Source organism: Cellulosimicrobium sp. NPDC057127 (genome assembly GCF_042670945.1).
Taxonomy (GTDB): Bacteria; Actinomycetota; Actinomycetes; order Actinomycetales; family Cellulomonadaceae; genus Cellulosimicrobium.
Genome location: NZ_JBHUUP010000004.1, coordinates 191,838 through 206,679, shown reverse-complemented (window position 1 = coordinate 206,679; position 14,842 = coordinate 191,838). Strand labels below are relative to the sequence as shown.

Below are 14,842 nucleotides of genomic sequence, written 5' to 3'. Positions count from 1 at the left end.
TCAGAACGCGGAGACGTGGCCGGGCGCGCGCTGCGGGCGGCTCAGGGCGCGCAGCACCGCCGTCTGGCCGTGCCGACGCACCGCGACGGTCGTGAGCACGTCGAGCACGGCCCGGACCACGGCATCGGGGTAGTCCGGCGTGGGCAGCCCGACGCTCGCGGCCAGGTCGTCCCCGTGGACCGTCAGCTCGACGAGCCGCGTCGTGAGGAAGTCGTCGGTCGGCATGGCCCACGCCGTCCACGGGGGAGCGACGACGTCGGGCGTGCGGGGACGGCCGATCAGCGACTCCAGGACCTCGTAGCTCTCGCGGCCCCACGCGAGGACGGCGTCCGGCCCCTGCCCGGCGGCGTCGTCGCTGGTCTCGCGCACGCCGACGTTCACGGCGTCGTCGGGAGCCGCCTCGACCCACGCCGAACGTGCGTAGTGACCGTGCGCGTCGACGACCTCTGCGGCGTCCGCCGGTGGCGCCTCGAGGACGAGCCGGGTGTTCGCGAGCTGCTTGAGCAGGTGGTGCGCGAGCCCGCCGACCGTCATCCCCGCGCACGCGCTCTCCGCGGACCAGGCGGCGGCCACCTCCGGTCGTGCCGCGAGGTCGAGGGCGTCGCGTGCGGTCGTGAGGAAGTCGGCACGGTTCACGGGCGACAGGGTAGCCGTGCGGGGTGCCCGGCGGGGTGCGATGGTGGCACGCGTGACAGGACTGGGGACGGCGGTCGCACGGCCGGCGGGAGCGGCGCTCGCGGCGGCGACGGGTGCGCTCGCGCGACTGCGTCACCGCCGCCCGTTCCACACCCGCGGTGTCCTCCTCGACGCGACCCTCGTCGTCGCGGAGGACGAGGCCGGTGCGGTCTCGGTGCCGCAGGGGCGGAAGGAGGCGCTCGCGCGGCTCTCGCTCTCGGCGGGCCTGCCGCGCGGGCTGCCGGACGTCGTCGGGCTCGCGGTGCGGTGGACCGAGGACGGCGCGCCGCAGGACGTGCTGTTCTCGTCCTCCGGCCACGGGCGCCTCACGCGGTTCGCCCTCGTGCCGCGGCGCACGCTGCTCGGCGGCTGGTTCTCGACGATCATGCCGCTGCGCGCGCCGCACGGCCCCGTGGTGCTCGCCCTGCGTCCCGACGCGATGGTGACGCGCGTGACCGGCGTCGTCACGCTCGAGGTCCTCGAGGCGACGCCGCTCGGCCCGTGGCGGCGGTTCGGGGCGCTCGAGCTGCACGGCCCGGCGGCGGGCGCCTCGCGCGACGGCGACGACCCGGGCCTGCGCTTCGACCCGACGCGCGACGCCCCCCGGCGGCTCGGCACGTACGCGTGGGAGGACCGACTGCGCGCGCCCGGCTATGCCGCCGCCCGGCGGGAGAGCCGGTCCGATCGGGATCGCGATCAGTCGTAGGCCGTCCACGGGTCCGACCGGACACGTTCGTCCACGGCCGCGGCGTCCTGCCCGATGACGACGAGCGCGCGCCTCCACGTCCGTGGCGGACCGGTGCGGGGCGTGCGCCCGGAAGTCGACGAGCAACGACGCGGTGAACCCTCGCACGGCCGCCGTCACGCGGATGGTGGGTCGAGAGCCCCACACCCTGCACGACGGAGTGTTCACCCGGCCGTCATCGGCACGTCCCGTCCGGGTCGTCCCCGCGCCACGCCGTGCGACGACGCTCTGCTCGGCCCGTTTCACCGCCGAAGGAGAGCCATGCCCCTCACGACCTCGCGCGCCGGCGACCGCCGCACGCGTATCGCCGCGCTCGTCGCCACCGGCGCGGCGCTCTCGCTCAGCCTGGGCGCGCTCCCCGCGCTGGCCGCGACGCACCCGGCGGCCGCGCCGTCGGGCGCCTGGGCCGTGCCGGCACCGGAGGAGACGTTCCACCGTCTCGCGACCTATCCCGTGCTCGAGAACCGCCCGGAGGGCGAGGACCCGACGACCGAGACGGTCGCCGAGATCTCGGCGGTGAGCGAGGACGGCCGGACCGTCGTGCACACCGACGCGGCGGCGAAGCGGATCGGCTTCCTCGACATCACCGACCCGACGGCGCCGAAGGGGCTGGGCACGCTGAGCCTCGCCGAGCTCGGCTCGCAGCACGACGAGCCGACGTCGGTCGCGATCGTGGGCGGGTACGTCCTCGTCGTCGTCGACACCTCGACGAGCTTCACCGCGCCGAGCGGGCGCCTCGACGTCGTCGACCTCGCGACGCGTGAGCGCGTGCGCTCGTTCGACCTCGGCGGCCAGCCGGACTCGGTCGCCGTGACGCCCGACGGCGCGCACGCCGTCGTCGCGATGGAGAACCAGCGCGACGAGGAGGCCACGCCCGCGAATGGCGAGGAGGGCGACCTCCCGCAGCTTCCGGCGGGCTTCCTGCAGGTCCTCGACCTGCCGGGCGACGACCCGGCCGCGTGGTCGACGCGCCCCGTGCCGCTCGTCGGCGCCGACGGCGCACCGCTGCCCGCCTTCGTCGACGCCGGTCTCGACACGCCCGAGGACCCGGAGCCGGAGTACGTCGCGATCGACCCGACCGGGACGAAGGCCGTGGTGACGCTCCAGGAGAACAACGGCATCGTCGTCGTGGACGTCGCGTCGGGCGCGATCGAGACCGTGTTCTCCGCCGGCACGACGACGGTGACGGATGTGGACACCGTCGAGGACGACGTCATCGACCTGACCGGCACGGTCACGGACGCCCCGCGTGAGCCCGACGCGATCGCCTGGATCGACGCCACGCACGTCGCGACGGCCGACGAGGGCGACTGGAAGGGCGGCACGCGCGGCTGGACGGTCTTCGACGTCACGACCGGCGACGTCGTGTGGGAGGCCGGCGCCGAGATGGAGCACCTCGCCGCGCGCGTGGGCCTGCACGACGACGGTCGCGCCGAGAACAAGGGCGCGGAGCCGGAGGGCCTGACCGTCGCGACGCTCGGCGGCACGCGTTACGCGTTCGTCGGTTCGGAGCGGTCGAACTTCGTCGCGGTCTACGACGTCTCGCAGCCCGCGGAGCCCCGCTTCGTCCAGGTCCTCGCGACGACCAACGGCCCCGAGGGCCTGCTCGTCGTGCCGGAGCGCGACCTGCTCGTCGTCTCGAGCGAGGAGGACGACGCCGAGGCCGGCGTCCGCTCCGCCGTCACCGTGTTCGGCCGCGGCGCGCAGTGGGCGGCGGACGCCGGCACGCCGCAGTTCCCGAGCATCGTGTCCGCGGACGTGGCGGAGGGCGCCGCGGCGGGCACGCCGATCGGGTGGGGCGCGCTCGGCGCGCTGAGCGCCGACCCGACGGACCCGCAGCGCCTGTGGACGGCGACCGACGCGGCGTACGGCGTGACGCAGCTGCTCTCGCTCGACGTCAGCGCCCACGGCGACGGCTCGCCGGCCGTGATCGACGGCTCGGTGACGCTCACCGCCGACGGCGCGCCCGCCGGCCTGGACGTCGAGGGCCTCGCCGTCCGTGCGGACGGCGGGTTCTGGCTCGCGGTCGAGGGTGCGACCGGCCCGGAGAACGCCGTCGTGCGCGTCGGTGCGGACGGCGCCGTCCAGGAGACGATCACACTGCCCGCGGACGTCGCGGCCGGCCTCGGCAAGCAGGGTCTCGAGGGCGTCGCCGTGCAGGGTTCCGGCCCGAGCGAGCAGGTGTGGGTCGCGCTCCAGCGCGGCCTGACGACCGACGAGGGCGGCACGGCCGGTACGGCTCGGCTCGGCCGGTACGACGTCGCGAGCAGCACGTGGGACTGGTTCGCCTACCCGCTCGAGACCACCACGGCGGCCGGCGACTGGATCGGCCTCAGCGAGGTCGCCGTCGTCGACGACGACACGCTCGCCGTCATCGAGCGCGACAAGCTCAACGGTCCGGCGGCCGCGGTCAAGCGCGTCTACGCGGTGGACGTCCCGGCCACGCCGGTGGGTGCCGCCTCGACCACGCCGGTCCCCGTGGAGAAGTCCCTCGCGCACGACGTCCTGCCCGACCTACGGGCCACGAACGGATGGACGCAGGAGAAGCTCGAGGGCCTGACGATCGGCGGGGACGGCACCGTCTGGGCCGTCACCGACAACGACGGTCTCGACGACGCCACGGGCGAGACGGTGCTGCTCGACCTCGGCACCGCGGACGACGTCTTCGCCGGGTCCGACGAGCCGGGTGGACCGGGTGAGCCGGGTGGTCCCGGTCAGCCGGGCGTCGAGACGCCGGGCGCGGGCGAGGAGCCGCCGTCGCCGGTGCGGCACACGGTCGACGCCGACGACCTCACCGAGGAGGGTCGCGACGGCGTGACGCTCTCCGTGGACAGCGTGCGCCCCGGCGGGTCGTTCACGTTCACCGCCCCCGGCTTCGCGCCGGGCGAGTGGGTGTCGGCGACGCTGTTCTCCGCGCCCGTCGACCTGGGGATGTTCCGGGCGGACGCCTCGGGCGTCGTCAGCGCGACGGTGACGCTGCCCGCCGACGTCGCGCCGGGCGTGCACCGCTTCGCGCTCGTCGGCCAGGTGGACGGCCGCGTCGTCTGGACCGAGCTCGAGGTGCTCGCCGCACCCGCGGCCGGTGACGACACCGACGACGACCGCTCGCCGGGCGGCCTCGCCTCCACCGGCGCGAGCATCGGCTCGGTCGTCGCGCTCGCGCTCGTGCTCGTCGCCGGCGGCACCGGGATCGTCGTCGCCCGCCGTCGCCTGCGTGGCGTCCCCGGCTAGCCCGGCCACGCCGTCCCTTCCGGGCGGACGGAACCGGCCGGCTCGCGGACGCTGAGGTCAGTCGCGGTCGTTCGGCATGAGGAGCCACAGGATCAGGTAGGCGAGGATCTGCGGGCCGGGCAGGAGGAGCGAGGCGACCGTCACGACGCGTACGACGGTCGTGCTCCACCCGAAGCGGCGGGCGATGCCCGCGCACACGCCCGCGATCATGCGGCCGTGGCGCGGTCGGGACAGGGAGGCCGACGAGGCGGCTGCGGAAGGGCTCATGCCTCGACGCTACGACCGCCTGCGCCCGCGCGACATCGGGGTGTCCCCCGATCCGACCCGGATCCTCACCCGAGGTTCGCGGGTGCCGTGCGCGCGCGAGCGGGAGGAAGCCGTGCCACCGTGAGCGCGTGACCAGCACAGACGCACCCGTGGGGCATGAGGGGACGGACCCGGACACCCGGCTGTCCCGCTCCGTCGGCGGACGACTCCTCTACCTGTTCATCCTCGGCGACGTCCTCGGGGCCGGTGTGTACGCACTAGTCGGGGCGATGGCCGGGGAGGTCGGCGGTGCCGTCTGGCTGCCGCTCCTCGTCGCGCTGGGCCTCGCGCTGCTCACCGCCGGCTCGTACGCGGAGCTGGTGACGAAGTACCCGCGCGCCGGCGGCGCCGCCGTGTTCGCTGACCGCGCCTTCCGCAGCCCGCTCGTGTCGTTCCTCGTGGGGTTCTCCATGCTCGCCGCGGGGGTGACGAGCGCGGCCGGCCTGTCGCTCGCGTTCGCGGGCGACTACTTCGCGACGTTCGTCGACGCGCCCGACCGCCTCGTGGCGGTCCTGTTCCTCGCCGCCGTCGCGGCGCTCAACGCACGGGGCATCAAGGAGTCGCTGCGGGCCAACATCGCGATGACGGCGATCGAGCTGACCGGGCTGGTGCTGATCGTCGTGCTCGCCGCCGTGGTCCTCGGGCGCGGCGAGGGCGACCCGGCGCGCGTCACGCAGTTCGCCGAGGGCACGACGCCGGCGCTCGCCGTCCTCGGCGCCGCGATCCTCGCGTACTACTCGTTCGTCGGGTTCGAGACGTCGGCCAACCTCGCCGAGGAGGTGCGCGACGTGCGGCGCGTCTACCCGCGCGCGCTCTTCGGGTCGCTGATCACCGCGGGCGTCGTGTACGTCGCGGTCGGGATCGCGGCCGTCGCCGTCGTGGACCCGGGCACGCTGGCGGACTCGACGGGCCCGCTGCTCGAGGTCGTCGAGGCGGAGGGCTCGGTGCCGGAGTGGGTGTTCTCGCTGGTGGCGCTCATCGCCGTCGCGAACGGCGCCCTGCTGACGATGATCATGGCGAGCCGCCTCACGTACGGCATGGCGGAGCAGGGCATCCTGCCGTCCGTGCTGGGGCGGGTGCTGCCGGTCCGGCGGACCCCGTGGGTCGCGATCGTCGCCACGACGCTCGTCGCGATGGGCCTGGTCTTCACGGGCGACGTCGCGGCCCTCGCCGAGACCGTCGTCCTGCTGCTCCTCGTCGTCTTCGCGGCGGTCAACGTCGCGGTGCTGGTGCTGCGCCGCGAGACCGTCGAGGAGCCGCACTTCCGCGTCGCGACGGTCGTCCCCGTCCTCGGCGTGGCGTCGTGCGTGCTGCTGCTGAGCCAGCAGGACGCCGCCACGTGGCTGCGGGCCGGCATCCTGCTGGCCGTCGGCGCGGTGCTCTACGGGGTCATGCGCTGGACGGGCGGCGCGCGAGGCGGCCGCGCGGCGGGCGCGAGCACGACCGACGCGCAGCGCTGAGACGCGCGCGACGGGTCGGCCCGGGTCCGGCGCGCTCAGACGCGCGAGACGACGACCGCTGCGCTGTGCCCGCCGAACCCGAACGCGTTGACGAGCGCGTGGTCGGCGTTCGTCGCGCGCGCCGGGCCGCGCACGACGTCGAGGTCGATCCCCGGGTCCTGCTCGTCGACGTTGAGCGTCGGCGGGACCCGACCGTCGCGGAGCGCGCCCAGCGCCGCGAGGACGCCGAGAGAGCCGGCCGCGCCGAGCAGGTGACCCGTCGCGCCCTTCGTCGACGTCACGGGTGGCGGTGAGGGCAGGGCGGCACGGATCGCTGCCGCCTCCGCGAGGTCCCCGGCCGGGGTCGACGTGGCGTGCGCGTGGACGAACCCGACGTCGTCGGGCGAGAGGCCGGCGGAGCGCAGGGCGAGACCGATCGTGCGCGCCTGGTTCTGCGGGTCCCCGCCGACGATGTCGTACGCGTCCGACGTCACGGCCGCCCCGGCGACCGCGCCGTGCAGGCGGGCGCCGCGCGCCCGCGCGTGGGACTCGCGCTCGAGCACGACGAGCGCGCACCCCTCGCTCATGACGAAGCCGTCCCGGCCGACGTCGAACGGCCGGGACGCGCGCTCCGGCTCGTCGTTGCGCGTCGACAGGGCGCGCGCCTGCGCGAACGCCGCGAGCGAGAACGGCAGCACCCCGGCCTCGACGCCCCCGCACACCACCACGTCCGCCGACCCGGCGAGGATCATCTCGCGCCCCGTCGCGATCGCCTCCGCGCCGGCCGCGCACGCGCTGATGGGCGCCCGCGCGCCGGCCTTCGCGCCGAGGTCGATCGACAGCCACGCGGCCGGGCCGTTCGACATGAGCATGGTGACGGTGTGCGGCGAGACGCGCCGGTGCCCGCGGCTCTCCAGGACGCGGTTCTGCTCGAGCGTCGTCGCGATGCCGCCGTTGGCCGACCCGATGACGACCGCGACGCGCTCCGGGTCCGCGTCCGGGCTGCCCGCGTCCGCCCACGCCTCGCGCCCCGCGACGAGGGCGAGCTGCTCCGCGCGGTCGGTGCGGCGGACCTCGCGCACGGGCAGCGCGTCCGCGAACGCATCGTCCACGCGGCCCGCGATGCGCACGGGCAGGTCGAGCGCCCACTCGTCCTTGATCGCCCGGATGCCGCTCGAGCCCTCGACCAGCGCGTTCCACGTCGAACCTGCGGTGACGCCCATCGGCGTCACCGCGCCGACCCCTGACACCACGACGCGATCCATCCGGCACCCCCTGCGAGCCCCGGGTCCCGCCCTGCACGGGACCTGCTGGCACAACTGTGCCTCATCCGGGTGAAGTCCAGGTTTCGCCAGGGTCCTCCGAACGGTGGGCGAAGGGCCCGTAGCCCATGCTGTGGGGGGATGACACAGACGGTGGAGTGGGTCTTCGACGCCCGCGGCGAGGCGTGGGTCCGGGACTACTGGGACCTCATGACGTCCGCCGGCCTCGCGAGCCTGGCCCTGCACACGTCGCCGTCCAACCGGCCGCACCTGACCGCCGTCGTGTGCCGCAGGCTGCACGACGACGCCGTCGACCGTCTCGCGGCCGCGATCCGGGAGGCGGACCCCCGGCTCACCGGTCTCGACACCCGCGTCGACGGCCTCGTGCTCCTCGGCGGTCGGCGACGGCGCGCGCTCGCCCTGCACGTGGTCCCCGACGTCGGCCTGCTCACCGCCCAGGCGTGGCTGCGCGAGCACCTCGTGCGCGACGACCCGGGCGAGCTCACCGAGCCCGGCCGCTGGACGCCGCACGTCTCCCTCGCGCGCCGGGTCGGCGACGACCAACTCGCCCCCGGCGTCGCCGCGCTCGGCGAGCTGGCGCGCCGCCCCCTGCGGCTCGCGCGGCTGCGCGTGTTCGACGACGAGCGCGGCGTGCTCTGGGAGGGCTGAGCGAGTGCCGAGCTCGTCTCACCAGCCGCCGGGCGCGAGGATCTTGCGGATCCGCTTCTCGCTCACCGGGCCGTCGGTGCCCAGCTGCTGCGCGAACAGCGACACCCGCAGCTCCTCGAGCAGCCACCGCACCTCGGCCAGCTCGCGCGCCCGCGCCGGGTCGTCGGCCCCCGCCGCGTACGCCGCCCGTGCCCGGCCGTACGCCTCCTCGACGTCGTGCACGCGCCACGCCAGCTCGGCGTCCCGGTTCGGGTTCCCCTGCGCCTTCTCCAGCCGGTACGACGCCGCGCGCAGGTACCGCGTCAGGTGCGGCAGGCGCGAGGGCGGCGTCGCGGACACGAACCCGTCGTGCACCAGCGTCGCCGCGTGGTCGCGCACGTCCGTCAGCGTGTTGAGCAGCGCCAGGCTGTTCGACGCACGGATCTCGCCGTCGAGCGTGCGCGCCGCCGTGAGCGCGGCCACCACGTGCCCGACGACGGAGTGCACCTTGTCCTCCAGGTGTCGCCGCACGAACGTCCTCGCCGCGTCGTACGCCGCCGTGTCACGCACCGCCGCCGCGTCCGGCTGCGGCCCGTACGGACCGCTCCCGCCGCTCGTCAGCGCGATCACCGCCGCGAGCTGCACGTCCGCCACCAGCGCCTCGGTGCTGCGGTACGGGCTCGCGGCGAGCGTCAGCGCCTGCGTCCCCGTCCACCGGCTCGTGATCCGCGCCGTCTGCAGCGCCGTCTCGCCCAGCAGCAGCCGCCGCACGCCCCGCGCGTGATCCCGACCCTGCGCCCCGGCGTCGGCCAGCACCCGCAGCGCCACGGTCGGCCGACCCTTGGCATCCGGCTCCTCCACCAGCGCCGGGTACCCCCGCACGACCACCCCGGCCCCGACGTCCGTCGACACCGTCTCCGGAATCGCCCCGCCGGGCAGGTCCGGCCACGTAGTCAGCCGGGTCTGTTCGCTCACCAGCGCGGTCGGTGCGCCGTCGGTGCTCGGGCTGGCCGCGCCGTCACCTCGTGCGTTCGGCCGTCCGTGGCCGCGCGCGGCTTCTACGCCCTTCGCATCCGACGCCGCACCGCCCGCTCGTCCGTCGCGTCGCCGTGGTGAGCCGGCAGCCGGATGCGACCCGGCGCCGTCGGGCCCGCCGTGCCGACCGCCGGACGGCGAGCCGGACGCGGAGGCGGGGGAGGGGGCGTCGGTGGCGAAGGGCGTGGCGGGCCTGGCGGGAGCACCGCGAGGGACGAGCGGTGCGGATGGTAGCCCGAGCGCCGACGCCCCCTCCGCCGCCGCCCCAGCCACCGACGCCTCACGCAGAGCCGCACCCACCGCGCCCTTCACGGCCGCGCGGACCGCCGCCTGGTTCTGGGCGGCGAGGCGGCGCTGCAGGGCCAGGAGGTCCTTCGACTCGTCGAGGACGACCTCGCCGTTGCGCCGGGGGTCGACCACGCGGAAGGTCATGCGCAGGTGCGCAGGGAGACGCGACTCCTGCTCGGGGCCCCACGCGTCGTCGGGGATGATCACGTCGCGCAGGGCGCGGACGGCGCGGGTGAACGCGACGTGGAAGGGCTCGGCCATGTCGCCGGCGCGGGCCATGTCCTCCCAGGCGGGCGTGTGCTCGCGCAGCCAGGCGACGACGTCGCGCGCCACGTCGGGGGCGGGCACGAGCTGGACGCGGACCGGCTTCGGCAGGGAGCGGATCGTCGCGGTCGCGAGCTCGTCGAGCAGGCCCGGGACCATCCAGTCGAACCCGTCAGGCGTGACGCGGTTGAGAACGGAGATCGGGACGTGGACGGTGACGCCGTCCGCCTCCGTGCCGGGCTGGAACTGGTACGTCAGCGGGAGGGTCAGGTCGCCCTGCGGCCACGACTCGGGGAACTGCGACGTGTCGACCTGGTCGGCGTCGGGCACGAGCTGCTCGAGGGTGAACGTGAGCAGGTCGGGGTCGCGGCGCCGCGCCGTCTTCCACCAGCGGTCGAAGTGCGCCGCGGACACCACGTCGTCGGGGACGCGCTCGTCGTAGAAGGCGAAGAGCACGTCGTCGTCCACGACGAGGCCGCGCTGCCGCGACCGTGCCTCGAGCTCCTCCGCCTCCTCCAGGAGCTTGCGGTTGTCGTGGAAGAACCGGTGGTGCGTCGTCCACTCGCCCTGCACGAGCGCGTGCCGCACGAACATCTCGCGCGCCGCCTCCGGGTCCACCTTCGCGTAGAGCACCTTGCGGTCCGCGACGATCGGCACGCCGTACAGCAGCACCTTCTCGCGCGCGATCGCCGCGCCCTGCTTCGTGGACCAGTGCGGGTCGGAGTACGTGCGTCGCGCCAGGTCGCCGGCGAGCTCCTCCGCCCACTCCGGCTGGATGCGCGCGACGTCCCGCGCCCACAGCCTGCTGGTCTCCACGAGCTCGCCGGCCATGATCCACGCCGGCGGCTTCTTGCTGAGCGGCGACCCGGGGAAGATCGCGAACCGCGCCCCGCGCGCGCCCGTGTACTCGTTGCGGGCCTGCTTCTGCGCCCGGCGCAGTGCCTTCGCGCGCGCCTCGCCCTTCAGGTGCGCGACCGACGACGCCTTCACGTCACCCGTGTCCTGCATCCCGATCTGCGACAGCAGCCCGGCGAGCAGCGCCCTGTGGATGGTTTCGCCGTCCCATGCTCGCTTGTACGCCGTGCTCGGGTCCGCGGCCGGTGCGCCGCCGGTGCTCGGGCTGGCCGCGCCGTCGCCTCTGACGTTCGGTCGTCCTTGGCCGCGCGCGGCTTCTACGCCCTTCGCATCCGACGTCGCACCGTCCGCTCGTCCGTCGGGTTGCCCGGGCGAGCCGGACACGGAGGTGGGGACAGGGCCGTCGGTGGCGAAGGTCGTGGCGGGGTTGGCGGGAGCGTCGCGAGGATTGAGCGGCGCGGATGGTAGACCGAGCGCCGACGGCCCTGTCCCCGCCGTACCGGAGCCACCCGAACGATCCGACCGCGGGCGGTACGACATGTCGATGCCGAGGGGCTTGGACATCTCGCGGAGCTGGGCGACGACGTCCTGCCACTCGCGGATGCGCAGGAAGTTGAGGTACTCGGCCTTGCAGAGGCGGCGGAAGGCCGAGGAGGAGAGGGCGTGCTGCTGCTCGCGCACGTACTCCCAGATGTTGAGGTAGGTGAGGAAATCGGAGTGCGGGTCGGTGAAGCGCGCGTGCTGCTGGTCGGCCTGCGGGCGCTGCTCGGCAGGGCGCTCGCGAGGGTCCTGGATGGACATGACCGCGGCGATGATGGCGACCTCGCGCGCGACGCCGAGGCGGGAGCCCTCGAAGATCATGCGGGCCAGGCGCGGGTCCATGGGGAGCTGCGCGAGGACGCGGCCGACCTCGGTGAGGCGGGTGGCGCCGTCGGACGTCGAGAGGGCGCCGAGCTCGGTGAGGAGCTGGACGCCGTCGCGGACGGCGCGGGTGTCCGGGGGCTCGACGAACGGGAAGCGCGCGACGTCGTCGGGGGTGTCGACGACGCCGACCGAGATCATCTGCAGGAGCACCGACGCGAGCGAGGTGCGCAGGATCTCCGGCTCGGTGAACTCGGGGCGGGACGCGAAGTCGGCCTGGGAGTAGAGGCGGATCGCGATGCCGTCGGCGACGCGCCCCGAGCGGCCGGAGCGCTGGTTCGCGCTGGCCTGCGAGACGGGCTCGATAGGCAGGCGCTGGACCTTCGTCGCCTTGGAGTAGCGCGAGATGCGGGCGGTGCCGGGGTCGACGACGTAGTGGATCCCCGGGACGGTCAGCGACGTCTCGGCGACGTTCGTCGCGAGGACGATGCGCCGGGAGCCGTGCGGCTGGAAGACGCGGTGCTGCTCGGCCGAGGACAGGCGTGCGTACAGCGGCAGGATCTCGACGCGCTGCGGGTGCTTCGGGTCGCGCACGCGGTCCTTGAGGTGGCCCTCGAGCGCGTCGGCGGCGTCGTGGATCTCGCGCTCCCCGGAGAGGAACACGAGGATGTCGCCAGGCCCCTCCCACATGAGCTCGTCGCACGCGTCGACGATGCCCGTGACGAGGTCCTTATCCTCGGTCTTCGCCTTCCCGACGGTCTTGCCCGACTCGGGGTCGACGTCGGGAGACAGCGGGCGGTAGCGGATCTCGACCGGGTAGGTGCGGCCGGAGACCTCGACGACGGGGGCGGCGTCGGGCAGGGCCTCGACCACGTAGTCGGGGGCGCCGCCGAGCTCGGCGAGGTGCGCGGGGGAGAAGTGGGCGGCGAAGCGTTCGGAGTCGATCGTCGCGGACGTGATGACGAGCTTGAGGTCCGGGCGCTGCGGCAGGAGCCGCGCGAGGTAGCCGAGCAGGAAGTCGATGTTCAGCGACCGCTCGTGCGCCTCGTCGATGACGATGGTGTCGTACGCGAGGAGCTGCGGGTCGCGCTGGATCTGGGCCAGCAGGATGCCGTCGGTCATGACCTTGACGAGCGTGTCCTCGCTGGAGGTGTCGGTGAACCGCACCTGGTAGCCGACCACGCCTCCCAGATCCGTCCCGAGCTCTTCGGCGATGCGCTCGGCCACGGTGCGCGCCGCGATGCGGCGGGGCTGCGTGTGCCCGATCTGGCCCGCGCGACCGCGCCCGAGGTCGAGCAGGATCTTCGGCAGCTGCGTCGTCTTGCCCGAGCCGGTCTCGCCCGCGACGACGACGACCTGGTGGTCGCGGATCGCGGCGGCGATGTCCTCGCGCCGCGCCGAGACGGGAAGCTGCTCGGGGTAGGTGATGGGAGGGACGGTCACGGTCGCGCGAGCCTCGGCGGCACGCGCCAGCTGGGCGCGCGTCACCTGCCGGGTGCCTGACGTCGTCCGCTCGCCCCGACCGCGCCGGTTGCCGCGGCGGCGGCGGGACGGGCGCTCGTCGGACCGGGACGGCTGGGGCTCTGCACTCACGACCACCCATTCTCTCAAGGAGTCGCAAACGGAAATCACCGTGCGGCTCCGCCGACCGTGAACGCGCGAGCCGACCGCCGTCAGCCCGGGGCGGGAGTCCGCGGAGAGCCGCTCTCGTGCCCGAGGAGTGCGTCCAGGCGCTGCAGCACCTGCCGCTGTGCCGGGTTGTACAGCTCGGCGAGGGCGTGCGCCAGCGTCGCCCCGGCCGACGCGGGGCCGAGCGGGGAGCGCTGCAACGGGTCGGAGAGCTCGGGAAACTCGGCGTCGAGGCGCCGGACCACCGGGACCATGCGCTGCGCGAGGTCGTCGACCTGGTGCTCGTCGGCGTCCGCGGGGAGGCGTTCGAGCTCGACGTCGGTCGGTTCGCGGCGCAGCAGCACCTGCCGGAGCGCGTCGACGGTGCGCTCGTCGAACACGGTCGCGTAGATGGCCAGGAGGGAGCGCTGCGTGTCCGACAGGTGCGGGGAGAGCTCCGCGAATCCCCCGGGCACGTCGACCGGGGCGCGATGGGCGAGGACGAGCGCGATCTCGGCTCGCGCGCGCTCCAGCTGCTCGATGGTGACCCGGAGGTTGCGGTCGATCTTCTCGATCTCGTCGAACAGGTCGGTCCCGTCGGCGTCGAGCGCGGCGATCTGGCTCAGACCGACGCCCAGGCCGGCCAGACGCCGGATCCGCAGGAGCCGAACCAGGTGGGGGACCCCGTACTGCTTGTACCCGTTCGCGGCCCGCTCGGGCTCGGCGAGGAGCCCGACCTGGTGGTAGTGCCGGACGGTGTTGACCGTGGTGCCGGCGATCTCGGCGAGCTGCCGGGTGCTCCAGGCCATGGTGCTCCTCCGTTCCTTGCGCTCGGGGCGTCGCCTGGGCGGCGGCTGTGGGACTGCTCGGTCAGGTGAAGAGCAGCGGCAGCAGGTAGGTCAGCGACAGCGCCTCGTAGATCGCCCCGACGACGAACAGCGCCAGGGCCGGGAGCGCCAGCCAGCCGAGCCGCTGGAGCCCGCGGAGATAGCCCCGGCCTCGGGTGACCGCCCCGACCGACGACGGACGGATCCACGACCGTCCCAGGATGTAGGCACCGAGCAGGAGCAGCACGTAGGCCTGGAACTCGACGACCATCGTGACGGAGTGCGGGATGAGCGTCATCGTCGTCGCGTGGTCGACCGGCGCGAGGGTGATGCCGGTCTCCACGGCGAAGTAGCAGAACACGGGGATGCCCGCGAACGGCACGACCAGCGACGGCAGAACGATCGACGCCAGCGCGATCCGGCCGAGGTTGACCGCGGTGATCGTCAGCGCGAACAGCCACGGCGTCGCGAGCAGCGAGACCACCAGGTCCGTGGTGCCGCTCTCCTCCATGCCACCGGTGAGGGCGGCGTTCAGCCCGGGAAAGGCGGCCCCGAGCACGAGCCCGAGCGTCAGGAGCCCGTAGGCCAGGGAGTTCAGCAGGAGGTACGGGCGCCGGTTCGCCCGGATCAGGGCGACGGGCGTGCGGACGACGCGCGCGAACCCGCTGCCGCCGGAGGTGCTGTGTGAGTCCATGACCCCACTACAGGGCGTGTGGTCACCACAGGGTCAACAGTGCGCAGAGCGTGCCGTCGGCACCGCGCCTACGGTGTTCCGAAAGCCGGAACAGAAGGAGGTCC

The 14,842-nt window shown here is 74.5% G+C and carries 10 protein-coding genes; 4 read left to right on the top strand and 6 right to left on the bottom strand.

Going from position 1 to position 14,842, the window contains the following annotated elements; all coding sequences use genetic code 11:
- On the bottom strand, nucleotides 1–636 hold the full coding sequence (locus ACFTZA_RS05930; protein ID WP_378191799.1) for a maleylpyruvate isomerase N-terminal domain-containing protein: 636 nt from the start codon (nucleotides 634–636) through the stop codon (nucleotides 1–3).
- Between the two features lie 52 nt (nucleotides 637–688).
- On the opposite strand from ACFTZA_RS05930, the gene ACFTZA_RS05925 reads away from it, so the two are divergent.
- Both ACFTZA_RS05925 and ACFTZA_RS05920 read left to right on the top strand, forming a co-directional pair.
- Nucleotides 689–1,381 (top strand): hypothetical protein, encoded by a 693-nt coding sequence (locus ACFTZA_RS05925; protein WP_378191797.1) that lies wholly within the window; start codon nucleotides 689–691, stop codon nucleotides 1,379–1,381.
- A gap of 300 nt (nucleotides 1,382–1,681) precedes the next feature.
- Nucleotides 1,682–4,651: an esterase-like activity of phytase family protein gene (locus ACFTZA_RS05920; RefSeq protein ID WP_378191795.1), complete on the top strand. Its 2,970-nt coding sequence runs from the start codon at nucleotides 1,682–1,684 to the stop codon at nucleotides 4,649–4,651.
- A 57-nt stretch (nucleotides 4,652–4,708) separates the two neighbouring features.
- Here the strand turns inward: ACFTZA_RS05920 and ACFTZA_RS05915 are convergent, their stop codons facing one another.
- Complete coding sequence (locus tag ACFTZA_RS05915) at nucleotides 4,709–4,918, bottom strand: PspC domain-containing protein (RefSeq protein ID WP_378191793.1); 210 nt, start codon at nucleotides 4,916–4,918, stop codon at nucleotides 4,709–4,711.
- 128 nt (nucleotides 4,919–5,046) lie between these two features.
- Here ACFTZA_RS05915 and ACFTZA_RS05910 point away from each other — a divergent pair, with 128 nt between their 5' ends.
- A complete protein-coding gene (locus ACFTZA_RS05910) occupies nucleotides 5,047–6,417 on the top strand; it encodes an APC family permease (protein WP_378191791.1) in 1,371 nt (456 codons plus the stop codon).
- Nucleotides 6,418–6,452: 35 nt separating this feature from the next.
- Here ACFTZA_RS05910 and ACFTZA_RS05905 read toward each other — a convergent pair whose 3' ends face one another.
- Nucleotides 6,453–7,661: a beta-ketoacyl-[acyl-carrier-protein] synthase family protein gene (locus ACFTZA_RS05905; RefSeq protein ID WP_378191789.1), complete on the bottom strand. Its 1,209-nt coding sequence runs from the start codon at nucleotides 7,659–7,661 to the stop codon at nucleotides 6,453–6,455.
- Nucleotides 7,662–7,799: 138 nt separating this feature from the next.
- On the opposite strand from ACFTZA_RS05905, the gene ACFTZA_RS05900 reads away from it, so the two are divergent.
- Nucleotides 7,800–8,327, top strand: a complete 528-nt coding sequence (locus ACFTZA_RS05900) for a 2'-5' RNA ligase family protein (RefSeq protein WP_378191787.1) — start codon at nucleotides 7,800–7,802, stop codon at nucleotides 8,325–8,327.
- 18 nt (nucleotides 8,328–8,345) lie between these two features.
- Here ACFTZA_RS05900 and hrpA read toward each other — a convergent pair whose 3' ends face one another.
- From hrpA to ACFTZA_RS05885, 3 genes are all read right to left on the bottom strand, one after another.
- On the bottom strand, nucleotides 8,346–13,097 hold the full coding sequence (gene hrpA, locus ACFTZA_RS05895) for an ATP-dependent RNA helicase HrpA (protein ID WP_378191785.1): 4,752 nt from the start codon (nucleotides 13,095–13,097) through the stop codon (nucleotides 8,346–8,348).
- A 185-nt stretch (nucleotides 13,098–13,282) separates the two neighbouring features.
- Nucleotides 13,283–14,026, bottom strand: a complete 744-nt coding sequence (locus tag ACFTZA_RS05890) for a MerR family transcriptional regulator (protein ID WP_378191783.1) — start codon at nucleotides 14,024–14,026, stop codon at nucleotides 13,283–13,285.
- 61 nt (nucleotides 14,027–14,087) lie between these two features.
- The gene (locus ACFTZA_RS05885; protein WP_378191781.1) at nucleotides 14,088–14,738 is read right to left on the bottom strand and encodes a hypothetical protein; all 651 of its coding nucleotides are present in this window, start codon (nucleotides 14,736–14,738) and stop codon (nucleotides 14,088–14,090) included.
- Nucleotides 14,739–14,842 lie beyond the last annotated feature (104 nt).